Source organism: Nocardiopsis sp. LDBS0036 (genome assembly GCF_041228755.1).
GTDB classification, from domain to species: Bacteria; Actinomycetota; Actinomycetes; order Streptosporangiales; family Streptosporangiaceae; genus Nocardiopsis; species Nocardiopsis dassonvillei.
Genome location: NZ_CP141103.1, coordinates 4,742,737 through 4,763,792, shown reverse-complemented (window position 1 = coordinate 4,763,792; position 21,056 = coordinate 4,742,737). Strand labels below are relative to the sequence as shown.

The 21,056-nt window shown below is 73.7% G+C and carries 17 protein-coding genes; 5 read left to right on the top strand and 12 right to left on the bottom strand.

The features are described 5' to 3' along the window. The first annotated feature begins 39 nt into the window (after window positions 1–39). On the top strand, window positions 40–2,373 hold the full coding sequence (yicI, locus tag UIS43_RS20250; protein WP_370011297.1) for an alpha-xylosidase: 2,334 nt from the start codon (window positions 40–42) through the stop codon (window positions 2,371–2,373). A 126-nt stretch (window positions 2,374–2,499) separates the two neighbouring features. Here the strand turns inward: yicI and UIS43_RS20245 are convergent, their stop codons facing one another. The 8 genes from UIS43_RS20245 to UIS43_RS20210 all read right to left on the bottom strand — a co-directional run bounded on the left by UIS43_RS20245 (window position 2,500) and on the right by UIS43_RS20210 (window position 10,906). Then, window positions 2,500–2,997, bottom strand: coding sequence for a phage antirepressor KilAC domain-containing protein (locus tag UIS43_RS20245; RefSeq protein WP_019609392.1), 498 nt, complete (start codon window positions 2,995–2,997; stop codon window positions 2,500–2,502). Window positions 2,998–3,393: 396 nt separating this feature from the next. After that, on the bottom strand, window positions 3,394–4,203 hold the full coding sequence (locus UIS43_RS20240) for a hypothetical protein (RefSeq protein WP_071621118.1): 810 nt from the start codon (window positions 4,201–4,203) through the stop codon (window positions 3,394–3,396). Further along, window positions 4,203–4,868, bottom strand: coding sequence for an ATP-binding cassette domain-containing protein (locus UIS43_RS20235; RefSeq protein WP_013155914.1), 666 nt, complete (start codon window positions 4,866–4,868; stop codon window positions 4,203–4,205). Before UIS43_RS20235 ends, UIS43_RS20240 begins: the two co-directional genes overlap by 1 nt. A 43-nt stretch (window positions 4,869–4,911) precedes the next feature. Continuing rightward, entirely contained in the window at window positions 4,912–7,170 is a 2,259-nt protein-coding gene (locus UIS43_RS20230) for a polyprenyl synthetase family protein (RefSeq protein ID WP_370011293.1), read from the bottom strand. Between the two features lie 188 nt (window positions 7,171–7,358). Further along, window positions 7,359–7,979: a response regulator transcription factor gene (locus UIS43_RS20225; protein WP_019609388.1), complete on the bottom strand. Its 621-nt coding sequence runs from the start codon at window positions 7,977–7,979 to the stop codon at window positions 7,359–7,361. Next, window positions 7,976–9,214, bottom strand: a complete 1,239-nt coding sequence (locus UIS43_RS20220; protein WP_013155911.1) for a sensor histidine kinase — start codon at window positions 9,212–9,214, stop codon at window positions 7,976–7,978. Before UIS43_RS20220 ends, UIS43_RS20225 begins: the two co-directional genes overlap by 4 nt. A 7-nt stretch (window positions 9,215–9,221) precedes the next feature. After that, window positions 9,222–10,001: an ABC transporter permease gene (locus UIS43_RS20215; protein WP_041553377.1), complete on the bottom strand. Its 780-nt coding sequence runs from the start codon at window positions 9,999–10,001 to the stop codon at window positions 9,222–9,224. Beyond that, a complete protein-coding gene (locus UIS43_RS20210; RefSeq protein WP_013155909.1) occupies window positions 9,998–10,906 on the bottom strand; it encodes an ABC transporter ATP-binding protein in 909 nt (302 codons plus the stop codon). The genes UIS43_RS20215 and UIS43_RS20210 overlap by 4 nt, the downstream gene beginning before the upstream one ends. 706 nt (window positions 10,907–11,612) lie before the next feature. Between UIS43_RS20210 and UIS43_RS20205 the strand changes: the two genes are divergently transcribed. Continuing rightward, window positions 11,613–12,296, top strand: coding sequence for a globin domain-containing protein (locus tag UIS43_RS20205; RefSeq protein WP_370011289.1), 684 nt, complete (start codon window positions 11,613–11,615; stop codon window positions 12,294–12,296). A gap of 164 nt (window positions 12,297–12,460) precedes the next feature. Continuing rightward, entirely contained in the window at window positions 12,461–13,111 is a 651-nt protein-coding gene (locus UIS43_RS20200; RefSeq protein WP_013155907.1) for a pyridoxamine 5'-phosphate oxidase family protein, read from the top strand. Between the two features lie 118 nt (window positions 13,112–13,229). Here UIS43_RS20200 and UIS43_RS20195 read toward each other — a convergent pair whose 3' ends face one another. Next, the gene (locus UIS43_RS20195; RefSeq protein ID WP_013155906.1) at window positions 13,230–14,435 is read right to left on the bottom strand and encodes a DUF418 domain-containing protein; all 1,206 of its coding nucleotides are present in this window, start codon (window positions 14,433–14,435) and stop codon (window positions 13,230–13,232) included. 40 nt (window positions 14,436–14,475) lie between these two features. Next, window positions 14,476–15,096 (bottom strand): TetR/AcrR family transcriptional regulator, encoded by a 621-nt coding sequence (locus tag UIS43_RS20190; RefSeq protein ID WP_071621109.1) that lies wholly within the window; start codon window positions 15,094–15,096, stop codon window positions 14,476–14,478. A gap of 189 nt (window positions 15,097–15,285) precedes the next feature. On the opposite strand from UIS43_RS20190, the gene thiD reads away from it, so the two are divergent. Further along, window positions 15,286–16,086: a bifunctional hydroxymethylpyrimidine kinase/phosphomethylpyrimidine kinase gene (gene thiD, locus UIS43_RS20185; RefSeq protein ID WP_013155904.1), complete on the top strand. Its 801-nt coding sequence runs from the start codon at window positions 15,286–15,288 to the stop codon at window positions 16,084–16,086. A 203-nt stretch (window positions 16,087–16,289) separates the two neighbouring features. Then, the gene (locus UIS43_RS20180; protein ID WP_013155903.1) at window positions 16,290–16,481 is read left to right on the top strand and encodes a CsbD family protein; all 192 of its coding nucleotides are present in this window, start codon (window positions 16,290–16,292) and stop codon (window positions 16,479–16,481) included. 126 nt (window positions 16,482–16,607) lie between these two features. On the opposite strand, the gene UIS43_RS20175 is transcribed toward UIS43_RS20180, so the two are convergent. Together UIS43_RS20175 and UIS43_RS20170 are read right to left on the bottom strand one after the other, a co-directional pair. Further along, entirely contained in the window at window positions 16,608–17,651 is a 1,044-nt protein-coding gene (locus tag UIS43_RS20175) for a ferric reductase-like transmembrane domain-containing protein (RefSeq protein ID WP_071621107.1), read from the bottom strand. A 393-nt stretch (window positions 17,652–18,044) separates the two neighbouring features. Further along, complete coding sequence (locus tag UIS43_RS20170; RefSeq protein WP_370011283.1) at window positions 18,045–21,056, bottom strand: glycoside hydrolase family 2 TIM barrel-domain containing protein; 3,012 nt, start codon at window positions 21,054–21,056, stop codon at window positions 18,045–18,047.

Here is a 21,056-nt window from a genome sequence, read left to right as displayed (position 1 = left end):
CCGGCGAACCGAGACCACGACGACAGGGAAGGGACGCCCATGAAGTTCACCGACGGCTTCTGGCAGATGAGGGAGGGCGTGCGCGCCAACCGCGCGCGCGAGGCCCGCGACGTGCGGGTGCACGACGACCGGTTCACCCTCTACGCCCCGGTGCGCCCGATCGGGCACCGGGGGGACACGCTCAACACACCGCTGATCACGGTGGACTGCTGGTCGCCCGCGCCCGGTGTGATCGGTGTGCGGAGCACGCACCTGGCGGGCTCGGTCCGGCGCGCGCCGGAGTTCGACGTGCGCAGCGACCCCGGCGCCGCCCCCTCGGTGGCGCGGGACGGCTCCTCGGTGGAGCTGACCAGCGGGGAGCTGTCGCTGCGGGTGGCCACCGAGGGCCCCTGGCGGATGGAGTTCCGCGCGGGCGGCGCCGTGCTGACCGGCTCCGACGCCAAGGGCACCGCGTTCATGGAGGACGCGGACGGCTCCCACCACATGCTCGGGCAGCTGTCGCTGGGGATCCGCGAGCTGGTGTACGGCATGGGCGAGCGGTTCACGCCGTTCACGCGCAACGGCCAGACCGTGGACATCTGGCAGGCCGACGGCGGCACGAGCAGCGAGCAGGCCTACAAGAACGTGCCGTTCTACCTGACCAACCGGGGCTACGGGGTGTTCGTGGCGCACTCGGGGCCGGTGTCGTTCGAGGTCGGCTCGGAGTCGGTGGGCCGCGTGCAGTTCAGCGTGGAGGACCACGCCCTGACCTACTACGTGATCCACGGGGAGAGCCCCAAGGAGATCCTGGCCCGGTACACCGCGCTCACCGGCCGCCCCGCGCTGCCGCCGCGGTGGTCGTTCGGGCTGTGGCTGTCCACGTCGTTCACCACCTCCTACGACGAGGACACGGTCAACCGCTTCATCGACGGCATGGCGGAGCGGGGCGTGCCGCTCAGCGTGTTCCACTTCGACTGCTTCTGGATGCGCGAGTTCCACTGGTGCGACTTCGAGTGGGACCCGGAGCTGTTCCCCGATCCCGTGGGCATGCTCTCCCGACTCAAGGGGCGCGGGCTGCGGACCTGCGTGTGGATCAACCCCTACATCGCCCAGCGGTCGGCGCTGTTCGAGGAGGGCTCCCGGCTGGGGCACCTGGTCCGGCGGCCGGACGGGACCGTGTGGCAGTGGGACATGTGGCAGGCGGGGATGGCGCTGGTGGACTTCACGTCCGCCGACGCCCGCGCGTGGTACGCCGGAAAGCTCAAGGTCCTGCTCGACATGGGTGTGGACTGCTTCAAGACCGACTTCGGCGAGCGGGTGCCGACCGACGTGGTGTGGTCGGACGGCTCCGACCCGCAGGCCATGCACAACTACTACACGCACCTGTACAACGAGACGGTGTTCGACCTGCTGAAGCGCGAGCGCGGTGAGGGCGAGGCCGTCCTGTTCGCGCGCTCGGCCACGGCGGGCGGGCAGAGCTTCCCGGTGCACTGGGGCGGCGACTGCGCCTCGACGTTCGAGGCGATGGCGGAGAGCCTGCGCGGCGGCCTGTCCCTGGGGCTGTCGGGGTTCGGGTTCTGGAGCCACGACATCGGCGGCTTCGAGGGCACCCCCGACGCCGCGGTGTTCAAGCGCTGGCTCGCGTTCGGCCTGCTCTCCTCGCACAGCAGGCTGCACGGCAGCCGCTCCTACCGGGTGCCGTGGGACTTCGACGAGGAGTCCACCGAGGTGGCCCGCGTGTTCACCCGGCTCAAGTGCGCGCTCATGCCCTACCTGTTCGGCGCGGCCGTGCAGGCCCACCGGGAGGGGACGCCCGTGATGCGCGCGATGCTGCTGGAGTTCCCCGACGACCCGACCTGCCACCACCTGGACACGCAGTACATGCTGGGTGAGGACCTGCTGGTCGCCCCGGTGCTGAGCGCGGACGGCTCCGTGGAGTACTACGTCCCCGAGGGCGTGTGGACCCACCTGATCACGGGCGAGACGGTGCGGGGCCCGGTCTGGCGCCGCGAGACCCACGGGTTCGACTCCCTGCCCCTGCTGGTGCGGCCGAACGCGGTCCTGCCGGTCGGCGCGGTGGACGACCGGCCCGACTACGACTACACGGACGGGCTGACCCTGCGCGTGTACGGTGCCGGGGAGGCGGCCACGGCGACCACCACGGTCGTGCCGTCCGCCGACGGCTCGGCCGCCGCGATCTTCCGGACCGAGCGCTCGGGGGGCGGGGTCACCGTGGAGGCCGGGGCCGCTCCGGCCCACGGGTGGCGGGTGCTGCTGGTCGGCACTGGCGGGGCCGAGACCGATGGCACCGGGGCGGAGGTCACCGTGACCGACGACGGCACCCTGGTGTCGGTTCCGGCAGGGACCGCCCGCGTGGACCTGCGCCTGTCCTGACGCGCGAGGGCCCCCGGCGCGCGCCGGGGGCCCGGGAGCACGCGCGAGGGTTCTGGCGCGCGCCGCCGGGCGCGTTCCGCACCGTGCCCGCGGGCGGTGGCGGACGCGGCGTGCGCCCCGCGGGCCCTACGCCGCCTCGTCCAGGGCCGGGGCGGTGTGTCCGGCCAGCCTCCGGTGCAGGTACCGCAGCCCCTCGGCGGTGACCCGCAGCTGCGGCCTCCCCGGCACGCGCCTGCCCGTGCGGGGGTGGTCGTAGGACGTGGGCCGCAGGCGCAGGTGCCGTTCGTGCCGGGCCCTAGGCACGTCGTCGTCCGGGGAGACCATTCCGCTGGCGCGGATGAAGGAGAACAGTCGGCGCTGCCCGGTGGAGATGGCGGGGTCGCGGTTGAGGACGTGCGCCGCCTCGCGTACGGAGTAGTCCCCGTCGGCCGAGGCCAGGACGTTCCACGCGCGGGCCGCGGAGGCGGTCTCCCCCGCCTCGGCGTGCGCCCGCAGGGCCCGGCGCGCGGCCGCGGAGACCTCACGCCCGAAGCGTTCGAGGGAGGCCAGCGCCTCCGGAGTCATCGCGCCGAGGTCGGCGTCGGCCAGGACCTCGTCGTACGGCATGTGTTCGGTGTGCTGCACCGCTCCTCCCCACGGCCTCCGCTCCCGCCCGCCGTCTCGGGCACCGGAGCGGCGTTGCGGCGGGCCCTCACCACCGGCCCGCACTCCTGTTGTCTTTTCCAACCAGAAAGCGCCGTTGGATATTCCCGTAAAAGCTCCGCGTGCCCTGCCGGGAAGAGGGTCGGAACAGCCCGCCGAACCAGGCCGGACCGCCTGACCAGAGGGGCTTGTCGCGCCCCCGACGGAAGGTTCGGGAAAAAGCGACCGACCGCCCCCGGGAACGCAATTTCCACCGCCGTTAAAACCCTCCTCCGGATTTTCCACGGCGCTTCGTCATCCGTTTCCCGTCTTTTCCGGCGCGAGAAAAACCTCCGGCGCCGCGCCGCCGTCCGGGTCCGGCGGGCGCGGCGCCGTCACTCAGTCCGCACGGACCGGGCGCGACCGGAGGGCACGCGGGCGGACGAAGGACCGGCTGCGGTCCCGGGTGCGCAGGCGGAACGCCGTCCCCGCCACCGCCACCGTGGCCAGGAACCACGCCGGCCCCAGCAGCAGGTACGCGAGCGGCACCGTGTCCTGGAAGCCCGCGGCGACCCCGGTCTGCATGGTGCCGTAGGTGGGCAGGTAGCGCACGACGTCGCTGTCCGAGGACGGGTTGGCCACCGGGTTCTGCAGCCCCATGTCGATGATGGACAGCATGACGATGCAGAACATGCCCTCCAGCTCCCCCCGGAGCAGGGCCGCCAGCATCACCCCGATCCCGCCGAAGGCCAGCGCGGACCCCAGCAGGGAGAGCCAGAGCATGAACGGCTGTTCGGGGACCCAGTACCAGCAGATCACCGCCACCGCGTAGGCGCAGACCAGCGCCGAGGCCGTGACCAGCGCCGTGAGCTTGGCCGCGAGCAGGTGCAGGCGCGGGTACCCGGCCATCGCCAGCCGCTGGTCGAACCCGAAGGAGCGGTAGGTGACGATGAACATCATGAACCCGACGATCAGCGTGACGGCGTTGACGGCGCCGGAGATCTTGCTGACGTGGTTGCCGTGCACGGTGACGGCCTCCCCGGTGGCGCGCAGGAGGAACCGCACGTCGGCGTCGGCGATCACCAGGTAGACCAGGGTGATCCAGACGGGGATGAAGAGCACCACCAGGACCAGCGCCAGCCGGTTGCGCAGGTGCTCCAGCAGGGCCATGCGGGTGGCGGTGGCGTAACGGGTCCAGGCGCGGCGCATCACCGGCCCTCCGCCGCCGCGGGGGCCGAGGGCGCCGACGAGGACGCCCCCTCCACCAGACGCCCGCCCTCCAGCCGCCACAGGCGGTCGAAGCGCACCGTGTCGAAGGCGATGTGCGAGACCACCAGCACGGAGCGGCCCCGGTCCCGCAGGTCGGCCGCCAGCCGCCAGAACCGCTCGTAGGTGTCCCAGTCGAACCCCTGGTAGGGCTCGTCCAGGAGCAGCAGGTGCGGGTCGTGCATCAGCGCGAGGGTGAGGTTGAGCTTCTGGCGGGTGCCGCCGCTGAGCGTGGAGACCCGGTGGTGGAGGTACTCGGCGAACCCGAGGACGTCGAGGAGTTCGCGGGCGCGGGACAGGTCGGGCAGGTCGTGCGCGACCTGGAAGAGGCGCAGGTGCTGGGAGACGGTGAAGGCCGGGTTCAGCACCGTGTGCTGGGGGCAGTAGCCCAGGCTGCCGGGGTGCTCGACGGTGCCGCGGTCGGGGGCGAGGACGCCCGAGAGGATGCGCAGCAGGGTGGACTTGCCGGAGCCGTTCTCCCCGACCAGTCCGGCCAGGCAGGCCTCGGGGAGTTCGAGTTCGGCGCCGCGCAGCACGTGGTGGCGGCCGTAGGACTTGTGGACGCCGCGGACCCGCAGCGCCGGTGTGGGGGTGGGTGCGTGTGACATCGGTCTGCTCACTCGTGAGGGAGGGGGAAGGGGGTCGCCGCTACTACTCGCGTTCCCTGCGGGCGGCGTAGGCGCCGAGGGCGCCCATCATGACGGAGGCCCAGGTGCAGGGCACGAGGTCCCGCAGGGGCTTCCACGTCCGCTCGACCAGGTCCCGGGCCTCCCCGGTGCAGGCGGCGACCGCGCCGCACTCCTCCAGGGACGCCGCGGCGGCGGCCACGGTCGCCTCGTCGGCGTCGCCGTCGCGCACCGCGTACCAGAGCTCGCGCACCCGGCGGGGCGGCAGCAGGGCCACGGCGTGGGCCAGCGGCATCGTGACCTTGCCCGCGCGCAGGTCCTCGGCGGTGTGCTTGGTCGCCGAGCGCCCGCCGCCCCCGGCGGGCGCGGTGAGGCCGCGCAGGTCCATGACGTCGTCGGAGATCTGGTAGGCCAGCCCCACGGCGTCGAAGTACTCGCCCAGCGCCCGGAACTGCTCCTCCCGGGCGCCGGCGACGAGCGCGCCGATCTCGGCCAGCCCCCGCACGGGCGCCGCGGTCTTGAGCCAGTGGCCCGAGCGCACCCGCCGCAGGAGCGCCTCGGCGTCGCCCGTCTCCACGGCCTCGTCCATCGCGGCCCGGTGGCCCGCGATGTCGATCGCCTGTCCGCCGTGTCCGGCCCGCAGCACCCGTAGGTAGACCTGGTAGACGCGCAGCCTCAGGGCCGCGTCGTCGGGCAGGACCCGGTTCAGGACGCGGTCCAGCGCGAAGTAGGCCGCCGTGCCCGCGTTGACGGCGACCGCCTCGCCGAAGACGACGTGGGCCGCGGGTCGGCCCCGCCGCAGCGGTGAGCGGTCCTCGACGTCGTCGACGATGAGGCTGCCGGTGTGCAGGAGCTCGGCGGCTGCCACCAGGGGCCGGTAGGGCTCGCTGTCGACGCCGAACAGCTCGATGGCCGCCATCGAGACGTAGGAGCGCCAGCTCCTGCCCAGGCCCGCGGTGGTGTGCCGGACCGGGCCCACGAGCGACGCGTGCAGGTCCTCCAGCACCGCGCCGTCGAGACGTTCGGGCCGGTGCTCGGTCCCGGCCAGCTCCGTCAGGGAGCGCGCGTCCGGCTCCGCCGGGTAGAGGCGGTCGATCTCCTGGCGGGTGACCGCGCGGATGCGGGTGACGTGGCGCTCGAAGTCCTCGATCCGGTTGTCGGGGAAGACCTCCCACAGTCCGTGGCCGCGGACCGGGCGGCCGCCCATCGTGCCCTCGGCGTCGGCGTGGGCCTCCAGCCTCCCGGAGGGGGCGGTGACCGAGACCGCCTCCTGGCGCGGGAACCACGCCGTGGTCCGGAGCCGCAGGTCCAGGAGCGGGACCTCCACGTCGCAGGCCGTGGGATAGGTGTTGAGGGTGGTCAGGGACGTCCAGGGGCGCAGGCCGAGCAGGGTCGCGGGCGCCTCGACGCGCTCCCCGTCCGGGGAGGACAGCACGGCCGTCGCCCCGCACGCGGCCGGGGTCCCGTCCGGGGCGTCGGCCCCGCCGGTGCGGTGGACGGCCAGCTCCCATCCGTTGTCCAGGCGGACGCGGGCACGGGACCAGGAGGCGTCGCGGCCGTCCCGCGCGGGGAGGATGTCCCCGCCGAACGCGCGCTCGTGCCAGCCCCGGCCCGTGACCCGCGCGGATCGGCCCCGGAAGTGGAGGACCCCCGCGGCCTCCAGGCTCGCGGCCTCCAGGACGGGGGCCTCCAGGACGGGGGCCTCCAGGACGGGGGCCTCGGGGCTCGCGGCCCCGGCCGCGTCCGTGGAGGCGCGGGCCGTGCCGACGTGCTCGCGCGGTCGGCCTCCGTCCCCGGGCGGGGACAGCCGCAGCCGGAAACCGGACTCCTCCCCCCGCGCCTCGACGAGGAGACCGCCGTGCCCGTCCCCCCGCACGAGCACCACGTCCCCGGCGTCCAGGTCCAGGGGCGCCTCCCGCCACCGCGCCGCGCGCGGGAGCAGGCGGTCGGGTTCGGGCAGGCGCCCCTGGGAGAGGGTGTCCAGGAGCGCACGGCGCACCCGCGGGTCGGTGACCCGGTCGGCCCCGACGAGGGCGCGGACGGCGTCGACGCACCCCTGGTCCACCCACGACTCGCCGCCGTGCACGCGTGCGCTCCGGTCGGCCACGTACCAGACCGCCTGGTGGGCCTCCGCGCCCCCTCCCGCCGCGCCGCCGAGGCGGGCGAAGGAGAACACCAGCCCGTACTCGTCCGCACCGTCGACCAGTCGGAACGCGAACCGCAGCCGGTCGGGCCCGCCCCGCGGGTCCGGCGCGTCCGGCTCGGCACCGGGACGCGCGTCCATCCCCCGCCGCCCCCCGAAACCGTCCCATGGCCCCGGGTCCCCGCCATGTCCAAACGCGTCCATCGCGCCTACTTCCCGCTCGTACGGCCCGGGGTCACCACCCCGGACACAAGCGGAGAGTATCTGACTAATCACCCTCCGGGGTAATCGGAGGCGAAAGCAGCGGACCGGGGACCGGGGACCGGGGACTACCCCAGGAGGCCGCGCCGGTACGCCTCGGCGACCGCAGCGGCCCGGTCGCGCACGCCGAGCTTGTTGTACACGTGCTGGAGGTGGGTCTTGATGCTCGCCTCGCTGATGAACAACCGCGCCGCCGCGGCCCGGTTGGACGCGCCGTCGGCGACGAGCCCCAGCACCTGCAGTTCGCGGTCGCTCAGGCTCTGACCGGCGGGTCTGCGGACCTGACCCATCAGGTGCCGGACCGCGGTCGGCGCCAGGACCGACTCCCCCCGGTGCACCGCGCGCACCCCGCGCAGGAGTTCGTCGGGGGAGGCGTCCTTGAGCAGGTAGCCGGTGGCCCCGGCCTCGATCGCCGGGAGCACGTCGCTCTCGCTGTCGAAGGTGGTGAGGACGAGGACGCGCACGTCCGGCCGCTCCCGGGACAGGACGGCGATCGCCCCGACGCCGGACAGGACCGGCATGCGCAGGTCCATCAGCACCACGTCCACGGCCAGCCGTCCGACCAGTTCGACCGCCTCGCGGCCGTTGGCGGCCTCGCCGACCACCTCGATGTCGTCCTGCGCGGTGAAGGCTCCGCGCAGGCCGTCGCGCACGACCGGGTGGTCGTCGGCGATCAGGACCCGGATCACGCCGCCCCCACCGGAATCGCGGGCACCGTGGCGCTGACGGCGGTGCCCTCCCCCTCGCCGCTCTCGATCTCCAACGCTCCTCCGATCCCGCGCACGCGCTGGCGCATGCTGCTGAGCCCGAACCCGTGCTGGTTGTGTCCCGTGATGCCCCTGCCGTCGTCGCGCACGTCGAGCAGGACGACGTCGTCGGAGTAGGACAGGGTCACGCCCACGCGCGAGGCGTCGGCGTGCCTGGCGACGTTGGTGAGCGCCTCCTGGGCCACCCGGAAGAGGACCACCTCGATCGCCGGGCTCAGTGCGACGCGTTCGCCGGTGACGTCGAGGTCGGGACGGACGCCGTGCTCCTCCGCCCAGCGGCGGGTGAGTTCGCCCAGGGCCTCGGGCAGCTGGCTCTCCGCCAGCTGCCCGGGGCGCAGGGCCTGCACGGAGCGCCGGGCCTCGGCCAGGCTCTCCCGCGCCAGGCCGAGCGCGCGGTCCGCGTGCGGACGCGCCGCCCCGGGGTCCTCCCACACCCGCTGCGCCGCCTGGATCTGCGTCACGATCCCGGCGAGCCCCTGGGCCAGGGTGTCGTGGATCTCCCGTGCCATCCGCTGGCGCTCGTCCAACACCCCGGCCTCCCGGGCCTGGGTGAGGAGCTGCGCGTGCAGCCCGGCGTTCTCCTCCAGGGCCGCCTCCAGCCTGGCCACCGTCACCCGGCGCTCCCGGTGCTGTTCGGCCGCCTTGGACGCGATCACGAGCCCTCCGCCGACGGCCACGGTCTGGATGGTGATCACGCCGACGTAGACGAACAGGTGCTCCAGGAACGGCCGCTCCGTGTCCGTTCCGGGGAATCCCATCGTGTTCGTGTACAGCGCGACCGCGGTGGCCGCGATCCCGACGAGGGTCAGCCGCCGGGGCAGCGCCATCGCGCGGAAGAACAGCGAGACCGTGAACATCATGAACAGGGTGTCGTGCGCCATCAGCGCCGAGGCCAGCGCGAGGAGCACCGCGAAGTGGATCCCGGCGGGCAGCGGTCGGCCGTCCCGCCACGGCGGCGTGTACCCGAGGAGCACCCAGGCGGCGGTGAGCGCGGTCAGGCCGACGGTGACCGCGTGCTCGGTCCAGTCCGCCACGGGCCGGGACAGGACCAGCGCCGCCGAGGGCAGCAGCAGGGCCCAGGGGGCGGCGGCGAGGAACCCGTCCCACCACCGGTCCCAGTCCCGCACGGCGTCCGCCCCGGTGCTCCGTCGGCTCATCCGCCGCTCACTCCCATCGGAACAGTCGGGCCGCCAGCGCCGCGGCCGCCACGGCGATCCCCGCCATTATCGCCAGTTGGGCGAGTTGCGGCAGCCCCGCGTCCCCGGCTCCGCCCGACCAGCTCTCCAGCAGGAGCCGGGCGCCGGGCGGCGCGAACTCCCCCGCGCGCACCAGGAGGTCGGGCAGGGCGTTCTGCGGCAGGAAGACCCCGCCCAGGAGCAGCAGGAGCATGTACAGCGTCATCGACAGGCCGTTGGCCGCGCCCGCGCTGGGCGCCACGGCGGCGATGAGGACCCCCAGCGCGATGAGCGAGGCGGTCCCGACGGCGAACGCGGCGGTGAACAGCAGCGGCCGGCTCGGCGGCTCGACGTCCAAGACCAGCCAGGAGGACAGCACCAGGAGCGCGGCGGAGACGGCCGCCGCGGCGGAGACCACGATGATCTGCGCGCTCAGGAGCGTTCCGGGGTGCATCGGCGTGGTCGACATCCGGCGCAGGACGCCCCGCTCCCGGTAGGCGGCCAGGGTGGTCGGCAGGTGCTGGACGCACAGGATCCCCATGCCGAGGATCAGGGCCATGGGAGCCCAGGTGTCGACGAAGCGCAGGCCGCCGAACTCCGGGGAGGGCTCCCGCAGCGTCGGCAGGGCGCCGAGCCCGAGCAGGAGCGCGGTGGGCAGCAGGATGCCGACGCTGACCGCCACGGGCTCGCGCGTCAGCAGCCGGGCCTCGGTCGCGGTGACGCGCAGCAGGGTGGACACGGTGGCTCTCCTCCTGGTGTCGGTGCTCATGATTCGAGGGCCCTTCCGGTCAGGACGACGAACGCGTCGTCCAGGCTGGAGCGCTCCACGCGCAGGTCCTCGGCGACGACGTGCTCGCGGGCCAGGACGGAGGTCACGGCGTGGAGCAGGTCGTCCCGCCCGGCCACCCGGACCTGGCGTCCCCTGCGGTGCGCGGAGACCACCTCGGGCCGCGCGGTGAGCAGCTGCTCGTCGAACCCGGGGGGCGCGCGGAAGGTCACCCGCTGCTCCGGGCTGGCCCGCGTGACGAGCCCGTCCGGGGTGTCCAGGGCGGCGACGCGGCCCGAGTCGATCAGCGCGAGCCGGTCGCAGAGCCGCTCGGCCTCGTCCATGAAGTGGGTGACGAGCACGACCGTGACCCCGGATTCGCGCACATCCTCGATGAGGTCCCAGGTGTCCCTGCGCGCCTGGGGGTCCAGTCCCGTGGTCAGCTCGTCGAGGATGGTCACCGCGGGTCGGCCCACGAGGGCCAGGGCGATGGACACCCTCTGCTTCTGTCCCCCGGACAGCCTGCGGTACTGGGTGTCGCGCTTGTCGGCGATGCCCAGCCTCTCCATGAGCTGACCGGTGTCGGCCGGGGAGCGGTAGAAGGAGGCGTAGAGGTCGAGGGCCTCCCCGACCCTGATCCGGTCGGGCAGCCGCGCCTCCTGGAGCTGGATGCCGAGGCGCTGGCGGACCCCGTCCCGCTCCCGCCTCGGGTCTTGGCCGAGCACGGTGATCGACCCCGCGTCGGTGGGGCGCATCCCCGCGACGCACTCGACCGTGGTGGTCTTCCCGGCCCCGTTGGAGCCGAGGATCCCGAAGATCTCACCCTCCTCGACGGAGAAGGACACGTCGTCGACGACGACCTTCTCCCCGTAGCGCTTGTGCAGGTTCCTGACGTCGATGATCGGCATGTCCCGAGCATCGCCCGCGGCGGGTGCGCCGCGGATCGCCCGCCCGGCCACGGGATCGGTGGATCGCGGCGTCAACCGATCGGTTGACGCGCTCCCTCCGGACGGTGCACGGAGGCCGTCTGTCACACGAAGGACGAAAGTTGTCACTGATAACTCAGGTAGCACTGTGGCCTCATGCGCTACCAGAGGGTAATATCCTCAAACGTCGACATTTCTGTTACATTGCCACAACAGGCACAGTAAAGGGGGTAGCGAACGTTGAAACGGTCGTCGCTCACCCCTCACGTGGCATTCAGCGCTATCCGAACCTTGGATGTGTACTGAATCCGGAAGAAGACGAGGCAGCGATGAGGGTTCCCGACACCCCCGCTACTGCCGAAGGAGCGCTACGTCCGTCCCCTTCGCCCCAGCCCGCGCACACGGCCCCGTCAGGAGCGCCGGAGGCTGGGAGTACCCGAAGGGCGGAACCGGCCGCCGGGGCGGCCCATCCGTTCCCCGGGACTCCGCCGGGCCAGCGGTGAGCTGAGGCCCTCCCGCGCGCGTCCGGTCGTCCGGCTCCGCGCGCGTGGAGCCCGCACGTGTCCCCTCGGTCGGCGAACCAGTGGGGAACGCGTGTCCGCACCCCCGGCATGACTACGCTCCGTCACCACGGTGGTACGTGCACCCCCGTGGCACAGCCCTTTCCGCGACCTGATTGGAGGCTTCCTTGTCTCCCCGCTCCATCGAAGAGGTACCGCTCCCCGCCCCCGCCGTCATCGAGGCGGTCCGGCAGTCGTGCTCCGCGTTACCGCCCGGCTCCACCCGTCTGGCCGACCGCTTCTACCAGAACCTGTTCGAGATGGCGCCCGCCGTCCGCGACATGTTCCCCGCGAACATGCAGACGCAGAAGGAGCGCATGGCCTTCGCCCTGCTGGAGGTCGTCCGCTACCTCGACGAGCCCGAGGAGGTCGCCGGGTACCTGAGGCGGCTGGGCGCCCAGCACAAGCGGGACATGGACATCAAGCCCGAGCACTACCCCTACGTGGGCCGTGCCCTGGTGCGCGCGGTCAGCGAGGTCTCGCCGACCTGGTCCTCCTCCATGAGCTCCGCCTGGATCGTGGTCTACGAGTGGATCACCGCCAACATGCTCGCGGGGGCGCGCGAGGCCGAGTCGGGCGGGTCGGCCGGGTCGGGCGGGTCGGGCGGGTCGGGCGGGTCGGCCGGGTCGGGTGAGTCCCGGACGGCCAGGCACGCCGGGTCCGAGACGGCCAGGCACGGCAGGGCCGCCGCGTCCCCGGCCGAGGAGCGCCCCGCACCGCCCGCGCCGTCCGCACCACCCGCGCCGCCCCAGCCCGGCCCCTCCGCCGAGGGGGCCTCCCCCTACCGGCGGGCCGACGCCCCGACACGCTGACCCGTGCCGCGGCGCGGCGGCCTCACCCCGAAGGCACCGGCTGACGCCCCGGCGCGTCCGCACTCCCTTCCCCGACCCCCCTCCTCCCCGACAGCAGCGGCCCCTGAGTCCCTGAACAGTCACACCAGCCCCACCGGCCCCACCAGCCCCACCGAGAGGCAGTGATGCGCGAGACCTCCCCACGGCACGTTCCCGGCAGCGAGGGTGAGCACCGCGTCCAGGCGCTGAACGGCACGAGCGAACGCGCCGAACGCTTCTACCGAGACCAGATGCTCGACCACCTGAACCCGCTCATGCGCGAGTTCGTCGCCCGGCAGGAGATGATGTTCATCGCCACCTCCGACCGGCACGGCGAGTGCGACTCCAGCTTCCGCGCGGGCCCGCCCGGCTTCGTCCACGTGATCGACGAGCACACCCTGACCTATCCCGAGTTCCGGGGCAACGGCGTCTTCGCCAGCGCGGGCAACATCCTGGAGAACCCGCACGTGGGCCTGATGTTCCTGGACTTCACGCACGACCGCATCGGACTGCACGTCAACGGCCGCGCGTCCCTGCTGGAGGACGTGGAGCTGCGGCGCCACGTCCGCGGCCTGCCCGAGCCCGAGGTCCCGGGGCAGAAGGCGGTGCTGTGGACGGTGGTGCACGTGGAGGAGGCCTACATCCACTGCCGCAAGCACATCCCGCACCTGCGCAAGGTCGGCCGCGACGAGGCCTGGGGCACCGACGACGCCCTGCGCAAGGGCGGCGACTTCTTCGGGTCCAAGGGCACTCCCACGCGGTGGAACACGCCCCAGACCCCCGTCTACCAGATCTGACGGGGGCCTCCCCCGCACGCCGCCCGGTGCCGGGCCGTCCCTCGCTCCGGCACCGGCTCGTCCGCCCTCGGCGGACGCGGCGTGCGGGGCCCCTCGGAGGGTCCCCCCGGCGGGGCGGTCAGCGGCGTTCGGGCACCCGCGCCAGCACGGCCTTCTGCAACGCCTCCAGCGGCCCCGCCCGGAAGCGGCGCAGCCAGAGCGTCGAGACGGTCAGGAGCAGGGCGCACACCGACGCCCACAGGCCCATCACCCACCACGGGCCGGTGTCGGCCAGGCGTGCGGCCAGCCCCAGGCCGAAGCCGTAGCAGACCAGCATGCAGACGACGTTCTGCGCGACGTAGCCGCTCATCGCCATCCGCCCCAGGGAGGACACGGCGGTGATCCCCCGTCCGGCGGGGTTCGCCCGGTCCACGACCCAGCCGACCGCGCCGACCAGGCCGAGCGCCACGACGGGCGCGGCGGCGTAGCGGTCCAGCATGAACAGGTCGGGTCCGGCCAGGGACGTGGCCAGGTTGACCGGCAGCCCGATCCCCAGCCCCCAGGCGAGCAGGCGGCCCCGGATCCGGCGGCCGGTGTCGTCGCCGCCGAAGGCCCCGGCGCGGAGGAGCCGTACGCCCAGCAGGAACATGAACACCATCAGGGCGAAGGTGACGACCGGTTCGGCCCGGAACAGCAGCGCGTTGTCGAGCCGGAAGGCGACCTGCTCCAGGTAACCGCCTTCGGCGTACAGTTCCACGGCCTCGGGCGGGACCTCGGCGCCCTGCGGATCCGGTTCGGACAGGAGCGCGGCCGTGACCAGGCCGACGAAGGCCAGGTGGAGGGCGGCGCACGTCCACATCACGGCGTTCTGCGCCCGTTCCGACCGGGTGAGCAGCCAGGCCACCACGATCGAGGCCGCCGCGTAGCCCATGAGCACGTCCGCGGCGAAGACCAGCGTGAAGTGCACGAGCCCCTCGGCGAACAGGAACAGCGCCCGCCACTTGTAGGGGCCGGGCCAGCGCCCGCCGCGCCTGGCCGCGGAGCGGAACTGGATGGCCAGCCCCACACCGAAGAGCAGGGTGAGCAGGGCCAGGAACTTGCCGTTGGCGGCGAAGGCGAACAGGCCCTGCGCCAGGGTCGCCGCCGACGGGTCCTCGCGGAAGGCCGCCATCGGGCCGATCGAGTCCGGGACGAAGATGATGCCCGCCTCGGCGCCCGGTGCGGCGAACAGCCACACGTTGGTGCCCAGGGTGCCCATGATGGCGACGCCGCGCAGGACGTCGAGCAGGGGCAGCCGGGTGGTCGGGCGGGCCGTGGCCGTGCTCCGCGGTGTCGTGCTGGTCATAGCGGCCCCCTCGGGCTCTGGCTCGTACGGGTTCACGGGTTCACGGCCCCTCGGGGGCGGGGAAGAGCCGGTCCAGGTGGGTGGCGAGCGCGGCGCGGACCGCGCTCTCGGAGAAGGCGTCGTCGCCGGTGATGAGGTGGTGCACGGTCAGGCCGTCCACGAGGGCGACGAGCCCGGCGGCCTCGGCCGCCGTGTCCGTGCCGGGCGGGAGTTCGCCCCGGCGCACCGCCTCGTCCATCACCTGCGTGAACACGCCCACCAGCTCGGCGGTGGTGTCCTTGTGCAGGCGCGACATCTCCGGGTCGGTCATCGTGGCCGGCAGGAACTCCAGCCACACGGTCAGCTCGGCGCGGCGTTCGTCGTCGAGCGGCAGCAGGGTCCGCGCCGCGCGGGAGACCCAATCGCGGGCCGAGGCGATCGGCGGCCCGTCGGTGTTCACCGCCGTCAGCCGGTCGGCGCCCTGCTTGTAGAGGTACTCCACGCCGAAGCGCAGCAGTTGCGACTTGGTGCGGAAGTAGCGCTGCACCAGGCCGACCGAGACGCCGGCCCGGTCGGCGACGTCGGCGAGGGTGGTCCGCGCCAGCCCCCGCTCCCCCACCGTGCTCAGGAGCGCGCGGGCGACCTGCCGCCTGCGCTCCTCGTGGTCCGCTGTTCGTGCCATGAAAAAATAATACGGTAATATTTTTATGCCGTCCAGATCCTGGAAGGATCCGGCCGGGGCGTCGCGGATCGGCCGCCCCGACCTGGAGGAACGTCGGGTCTGTCCGCTGTGGTGCAATTGTTCGGGGGTTCGCGGGCAGGTGGGGGCCGCGGACTCCGCAACAGCACACCGAGACGAGGGGGTTCCCCGATGACCAACCGCGCGTACGTGATCGCAGGGTCGGAGGCCACAGGAGGCGCCGGCATCCAGGCCGACCTCAAGGCCTTCCAGGAGCTGGGCGTCTACGGCATGGGGACGATCACCTGCATCGTGTCCTTCGACCCGAAGAACGGCTGGGGCCACCGCTTCGTCCCCGTGGCCCCCGAGGTCATCGCCGACCAGATCGAGGCGGCCACCTCCTGCCACGACCTGGACGTGGTCAAGATCGGCATGCTGGGCACCCCGGACACCATCGACGTGGTCGCCGAGGGGCTCCGGCGCCAGCCGTGGCGGCACGTGGTCCTGGACCCCGTGCTGATCTGCAAGGGCCAGGAGCCGGGCGCGGCCCTGGACACCGACAAGGCGCTCACCGCGCAGATCCTGCCGCTGGCCACCGTGATCACGCCCAACCTCTTCGAGGCGCGCACCCTCGCGGGGATGGAGGCGCTGGAGACGGTGGACGACCTGGTCGAGGCCGCCCGCCGCATCCACGAACTGGGGCCGCGGCATGTCATCGTCAAGGGCGGCGTGGAGCTGCCGGGCCCGGACGCCGTGGACGTGTACTTCGACGGCGAGGAGACGGTCGTCCTCAGCGCCCCCAAGATCGGGAACGCCAGGGTGAGCGGCGCGGGCTGCACCTTCGCCGCCGCGATCACCGCCGAGCTGGCCAAGGGCGGCGACGTGGGACCGGCCGCCGACGTGGCCAAGGAGATGGTGCGCGAGGGCATCAGCAACCGGGTGGGCACGCACGCCCCGTTCGACTCGGTGGCCACGGTCGCCCCCGGAGCCTAGGCAGTGTTTTTTGGACCTTCGCTTCGGTCCGTGTTCGGGCGCCCGGACGGACCCCCCGAGCTGAGGCCGGTTCAAAAAACAGGACCCAGGCGACATCTCCCCTCTGACCTTTTTGTCGGATTTTTTACCGGGACCACGGTTCGTGCCCCCGCCCGGCGGTCAGGGGTCTGCCCACAGGAGCGAACACCGAGTGGGAGGCGCACATGTCCGCAGGCGACCAGGCCAGGAACAAGGCCGACGAATTGAAGGGCAAGGCCAAGGAGAAGCTCGGCGAGGCCACGGACAACCAGCAGTGGCAGGCCGAGGGCAAGGCCGAGAAGAACACCTCGAAGTTCAAGCAGGCGGGCGAGAAGGCCAAGGACGCCCTGACCCGGGACGACAAGCCCGGGAGATAGGGGGTTCCGCGCGATCCCGGGCGGGGAGGCACCGACAGGGGCCTCCCCGCCCGCGTGCGCGCCCGCCCGACCCTCATGGCGCGCGGACGCGCCGACACGCTCCCCCCGCCCGCGTGCGCGTCCTCGTCACTCCCGCGCGGGGCGCCCGCGCAGCGCGAGGACGACCGCGCCGATCACCGTGAGCAGGAGGGCGAGCCCGCCCCAGACCATGCTCTGGGTCACCAGCATCTCCCCGCTCCCGGCCCCCGGCGTCCTGCCCCCGTCGCGACCGGTGACGGTCACGGCGAGCAGGACGACGACGGCGGCCGCGACGCCCAGACGCGCACCCGCGCGGGCGAGTCCCCTGAGCCTGCGCCCTCCCGCGAGGTCGCCCGGGGTGAGGCGCTCGTCCGCGCGCAGCGGCGCCAGGAGCCGGGCCAGCAGCAGGAGGGCCACGGGGAGCTGGAGCGCCCACACCGCCGTGCGGAACCAGCCGTCGAACCACACGTTCGTTCCGTAGAGCAGGGTGTGCCACACGCTGAGCGCGTAGACGACGATGACGAACCGGTGCAGGGCCCGCCACACGCGCGTCCCGGTCCAGGAGCGCACGTAGTAGGCGAGGCCGAGAGGGATCGCCAGGTAGAAGGCGATCAGGCCGATGAGGATGGCGACCTGCCCGGTCCCGGAGGAGTAGCCGCCGGGCACGAAGGTGTCCACGAACGCGGAGGACAGGCGCCCGCCCCAGCCCAGTCCGTCCTCGTTGTCCCGGACGAGTTCGAGGAAGAAGGCGAGGGCGTGGGCGAACATGAGCCCGATGGTGGTCAGGCTCATGACGCGGTGCCAGCGTTCGATCCGGGCGTGGGAGACCGGCGCCCCGGGCAGGGGGGCGGTCGAGCGGAGCAGGCCGAGCATGACGGTGATCCAGGCCCACAGCAGCCCGGACCAGCCGAAGGCCTGGCAGAGCCAGTACAGCCAGTACTCGTCGGCGTCGGCGAGGAAGGGCATGACCACGAGGGTCTGCGAGGTGCCCGCCTCGACGCGGGAGTAGAGGAGGACGAAGAGGGCGAAGGTGACGGCGAGGGCTGCGGCGGTGTCGGGTACCAGACGGCGCAGGTCGGCGCGTAGGGACCTGCGGTCGAGGCGGGGGGCTCCCCGGGCGGGGGAGGCGGCGGGTCCGGTCGGCTCTGCCATGGGCGGAACCCCTTTCGTTGTGGGGGTTCCATCGCAGCAGGGCCCCGGGGCCGCGGCCACCCCTCCTCCGCGGTTTCCCGGCCCCGGACACGGTTCTCCCTCCCCGGACGGGCCCGGCCGCGAGGCGCCCCCACCGCGCCGAACGCGCTCGGGTTCGCCTGCCTGGGCGTGGTCGGCTCCCTGCCGACCCGCGCGTTCCGGTCCCGGGGCCCGGAACGCCTGCCCGCGGTGGCCGTGTCCTTCCCCGGCCGGTCCGCTGACCGCCACGGCCCCGGGCTTCCCGGTGCTGGGCGGGGCCCTCACCCCCCCGCACAGGGGACGGGCGCCCCGGCGGCGGTCGCGGCGGTGGTGCCGACCCGGACCACCACCGCGCGGCGACCGCCGCCCGGGGACTCAGCCCAGCGGGACCAGGGCGAGCCGGAGGCGGTGGCTCCCGGCCGCAAGGCGGTGGGCGGGGAGCACCCCGGGGCCGCACGAGGCCGAGCCCACGCCCTGGTGCGCCTGGTCCAGGTGCAGGTGGATCCGGTCGCCGGGGACCAGTTCGTGCGGGTGGTCGGCCGCGTCGAGCGCCGCCGTGTCCCAGCGGCGCGCGGTGAAGTCGAACACCGGGTCGCCCTCCACCCGCAGGCCCGTCCCGTCCGCCGCCCGCAGGGCGAGCCACCTGGCGTCCACGCGGTTGCCGTTCTCCTGGGGCCGCAGGTAGGGCGTCTGGAGGCCGTCGACCGTGCTGGAGAAGCGGCCGACCCGCGCGGCCTGGGACACGTCCCGGTAGGCCTCCCCGGGTCCGCGGCCGAACCACTCCGCCTCGCCCAGGGAGGCGGGCAGGCCGACGTGCACGCCGAAGCGCGGCAGCGGGCAGGGCCACTCCCCCTCCGCCTCGGCCTCCACGGTCAGGAGCAGGCGCTCCCCGTCGGCGCCCCACCGGTAGGCGGCGCGCATGCCGAACTCCTGGGCCGCCGGAGCCAGCCGTGTCCGGACGACGAACGCGCCGTCCTCCCAGCCGGTGGACAGCAGGCGCTCGGTGAGCCGGTGCAGCCCCGCCGCGCGCCAGGGGACGGCCACGGAGTCCCCGTGCCGGGCCACGTCGTTGTCGGTCGGAGCGCGCCACAGGTCCACGGCCGGCGCGTCCACGGGCAGGCCGCCCACGGAGAGCAGCGCGCCGGTCCCCGTGTCCAGCAGGCCGGGGCCGATCCGCACGGTGCCGTCCTGCCCGGCGGACGCCGGAAGCACGACAGCTCCCTCCGCCCCCGGCCACGCACCCGGGTCCCCCGGCTCCCGCGGCTCTCGCAGCGCGCCCGACCTCTCCGACGCACTCGTCCCTTCCTGCCCACCCGGAACCCCCGGCGCTGCCGCGCCCGGCTCCCCGGGGGCGCCCACCTCGGCCTGTCCCCAGGCCAGCTCGTGCCCGGCCGGGGCCCAGGGCTGGTCCTCGGCCAGCCGGACGGACACGGTCAGCCAGGTCTCCCCGGACGGCTCGGGCAGTGCGGGCAGCACCGCCTCGGCGCTCTCCCCGGCGGCGAGCACCGGCACGTCCAGGGGGCCCTCCCCCAGGGGGATCCCCTCCCCCTCGACCCGCCAGACGAAGGCCAGGCCCGCGGTGTCCCGGAAGTCCCAGGTGTTGGTGACGCGGACGGTCCCGGCGGCCGGGTCGGGGACCACGCGGACCGGTTCGACGGTCTTGGCGTAGGCCTCCAGCCCGGGACTGGGCGTGCGGTCGGGCAGCAGCAGGCCGTCCGCGACGAAGTTGCCGTCGTGCAGGGCCTCGCCGAAGTCGCCGCCGTAGGCGAACCACGCGGTGCCGTCCGGCTCGCGGCGGCGGACCCCGTGGTCGATCCACTCCCAGACGAACCCGCCCTGGCAGCGCTCGTGCTCCTCGAAGAGCCGCTGGTACTCCTCCAGCCCGCCGGGGCCGGTGCCCATGGCGTGCCCGTACTCGCACAGGACGAACGGCAGTCCGCGCCGGTGCCCGTCGGCGGCCGGGTCGGCGGTCGGCGCCTCCTCCCGGCGGCCGATGGCGTCCACCTCCTCGTGCGGCGCGTACATGCGCGAGTACACGTCCACGTAGGCGCTGTCGCGGTCCCCCTCGTAGTGGAGCGGCCGGGAGGGGTCGTGTGCGCGGGTCCACTCCGCCATGGCCCGCAGGTTCTCCCCGGTCCCGGACTCGTTGCCCAGGGACCACAGGACGACGCTGGGGTGGTTGCGGTCGCGCGCGACGGTGCGGCGCATCCGGTCCAGGTAGGCCTCGCGCCAGCGCGGGTCGTCGGAGGGGTTGCCGCGCCAGCCGACCTCCTCGAACCCGTGGGTCTCCAGGTCGCACTCGTCCACGACCCACAGGCCCAGCTCGTCGCACAGGTCCAGGAAGTCCGGGTGGGGCGGGTAGTGGCTGGTGCGCACGGCGTTGACGTTGTGCCGCTTCATCAGCAGCACGTCCTCGCGCATGGTCTCCCGGGGCACGGCGCGGCCGTGGTCGGGGTGCCACTCGTGGCGGTTCACGCCCCGCAGCAGCAGGGGGCGGCCGTTGACCCGCAGGAGCCCGCCGGAGACCTCCACGGTCCGAAAGCCCGTCCGCGTCCGGACCCGTTCCCCCGGTGTGCGCACCTCCAGGTCGTACAGGCGGGGCGTCTCGGCCGTCCACGGCTCGACCGCGCCGACCCCGTGGTCCACACCGGCGGCGGCGTCCACCAGCCCCAGTTCGGGAACGCTGACCAGGGCGTCGGCGGATCCGGCCACGTCCACGCGCAGGGTACCCGTGCCCGTGGTGTGGTCGTAGGCGGCGCTCACCGCGAGGTCGCCGACCCCGTCGGCGGGCCGGGCGAGGAGGGTGACGTCGCGGAAGATCCCCGACAGCCACCACATGTCCTGGTCCTCCAGGTAGCTGGCCGCCGACCACTGGTGGACGCGCACCGCCAGGGTGTTGCGCCCCGGGCGCAGCAGGTGGCCGACCTCGAACTCGGCGGCCAGGCGGCTCCCGGTGGAGAAGCCCAGCTCGGTGCCGTTCAGCCACGCGCGGAAGCAGGAGTCGACCCCGTCGAAGCGCAGGACCGCCGCCCCCTCGGGCCACTCCCGGGGAAGGTCGAAGACGCGCCGGTGGTCGCCGGTCGGGTTGTCGTCGGGCACGTACGGGGGGTCGATCGGGAAGGGGTAGGAGATGTTGGTGTAGGCGGGGGCGCCGTGGCCGTGCATCTGCCAGTGGGCGGGCACCGGCAGTTCGGACCAGTCGGAGTCGTCGTGGCCGGGCTCCTCGAACCCGTCGGTGTCGGCCCGCGCGCGGTCGAGCAGCCGGAACCGCCACGTGCCGTTGAGGTCCAGGGACGGGGCGTCGGAGGAGAAGCGGGCGCGGGGCGCGAGGGTCCCCTCGGAGGGCGCGAAGTCCTCCAGGTAGGCGGGCTTGCGGATGGCGGGCAC

Coding starts and splice junctions, on each gene's coding strand:
- UIS43_RS20200 (WP_013155907.1), top strand. CDS start 12,461: ATGCGCGAGACCTCCCCACGGCACGTTCCCGGCAGCGAGGGTGAGCAC.
- UIS43_RS20240 (WP_071621118.1), bottom strand. CDS start 4,203: ATGCGCCGCGCCTGGACCCGTTACGCCACCGCCACCCGCATGGCCCTG.
- yicI (WP_370011297.1), top strand. CDS start 40: ATGAAGTTCACCGACGGCTTCTGGCAGATGAGGGAGGGCGTGCGCGCC.
- UIS43_RS20215 (WP_041553377.1), bottom strand. CDS start 10,001: ATGAGCACCGACACCAGGAGGAGAGCCACCGTGTCCACCCTGCTGCGC.
- UIS43_RS20180 (WP_013155903.1), top strand. CDS start 16,290: ATGTCCGCAGGCGACCAGGCCAGGAACAAGGCCGACGAATTGAAGGGC.
- UIS43_RS20235 (WP_013155914.1), bottom strand. CDS start 4,868: ATGTCACACGCACCCACCCCCACACCGGCGCTGCGGGTCCGCGGCGTC.
- UIS43_RS20190 (WP_071621109.1), bottom strand. CDS start 15,096: ATGGCACGAACAGCGGACCACGAGGAGCGCAGGCGGCAGGTCGCCCGC.
- UIS43_RS20175 (WP_071621107.1), bottom strand. CDS start 17,651: ATGGCAGAGCCGACCGGACCCGCCGCCTCCCCCGCCCGGGGAGCCCCC.
- thiD (WP_013155904.1), top strand. CDS start 15,286: ATGACCAACCGCGCGTACGTGATCGCAGGGTCGGAGGCCACAGGAGGC.
- UIS43_RS20220 (WP_013155911.1), bottom strand. CDS start 9,214: ATGAGCCGACGGAGCACCGGGGCGGACGCCGTGCGGGACTGGGACCGG.
- UIS43_RS20195 (WP_013155906.1), bottom strand. CDS start 14,435: ATGACCAGCACGACACCGCGGAGCACGGCCACGGCCCGCCCGACCACC.
- UIS43_RS20210 (WP_013155909.1), bottom strand. CDS start 10,906: ATGCCGATCATCGACGTCAGGAACCTGCACAAGCGCTACGGGGAGAAG.
- UIS43_RS20230 (WP_370011293.1), bottom strand. CDS start 7,170: ATGGACGCGCGTCCCGGTGCCGAGCCGGACGCGCCGGACCCGCGGGGC.